Raw genomic sequence first — 1,049 nt, 5'->3', positions numbered from 1 at the left:
AGCCAGGTGCACCCTCTGACATTGGCTATTTATCATGGGCTCTCAGCCAGCTTGAGAACTTCGTGGTCATCTTCTTGGTTATTTCCGTACTGCTGTTCGTGCTTAAAGTGCTCAAACTGTTGGGTATCGAAAAATTGATGGCAATCATGCTAAGACCATTTTTGCGCATTCTGGGCATTAGTAAAGAAGCCACCAATTTGACCATTATTGGTGTCACACTTGGGCTTTCTTTTGGTGGCGGGCTACTTATTAATGAGGCAAAGCGAGGACATATCGCTGCACGTGATGTGTTCACCGCAATCATGTTACTCAACCTTCTTCATAGTTTAATCGAGGACACGTTATTAATAATGCTTATTGGCGCGGACTTCTACACCATATTTTGGGGGCGGCTGATATTTTCAGTGGTGGTTGTCGCGCTCATCTCACTGGGGCTCAGACGATTCAGCGATAAGACTTGTGAGAAGTATTTTTATCGCAGCGTCTCCTAACATAAACAATAGAACGGGCCAGGTATGGCATTTAAGTATGCTTTCTCTCGCCCTGATTCATGTGGCAAATGATTGAATAAGGTATCGGGCGATGTCCCGCCTTTCCTAATCAGTTGTTAGACACAACAAACAAAACTTCAACTCGTCGATTACACGCTTTTCCAGCGGTGGTTTTGTTGCTACAAGCAGGGACATATTCACCGTAACCTCGTGTAAAAATAGAGTCCATTGCCACATTGTTTTTAATCAGCGTCTGCTTAACTTGCTTGGCTCGTCTTAATGACAGGCCATCGTTGAACGTTGGAGCACCAGTGCTGTCTGCATGACCATCAATGACGATATCTATACCAGGGTCGTTAGCAAGATACTCGCCCATCATACCCAGCCAATAAGAAGAATCTGGTGACACTTTCGCCGATCCTGTTTCAAACTTGATTGTATCTTTCAGCTTCACCATCACATGATTTCCGGGTAAGACTTCGTAGTCGACACCGTGTTTCAGCAAAAAGCTTTGCAGCGAACTATAGCTAGTGGTGAGATCGAAAGAGCGGTTCAGCA

The 1,049-nt window shown here is 44.9% G+C and carries 1 protein-coding gene and 1 pseudogene; one reads left to right on the top strand and one right to left on the bottom strand.

The genetic code is table 11. The features are described 5' to 3' along the window. Window positions 1–491, top strand: a pseudogene (locus ACP45E_RS00255) (hypothetical protein); the annotation flags it as partial. 109 nt (window positions 492–600) lie between these two features. Here the strand turns inward: ACP45E_RS00255 and ACP45E_RS00250 are convergent. Further along, a partial coding sequence (locus ACP45E_RS00250; RefSeq protein WP_069584572.1) for an OmpA family protein occupies window positions 601–1,049 on the bottom strand: 449 nt, incomplete at its 5' end.

Origin of the sequence: Vibrio genomosp. F10 str. 9ZD137, assembly GCF_049974785.1 — a bacterium.
In the GTDB taxonomy this organism is placed as follows: Bacteria; Pseudomonadota; Gammaproteobacteria; order Enterobacterales; family Vibrionaceae; genus Vibrio.
This window is presented reverse-complemented; position numbering and strand designations above follow the sequence as displayed.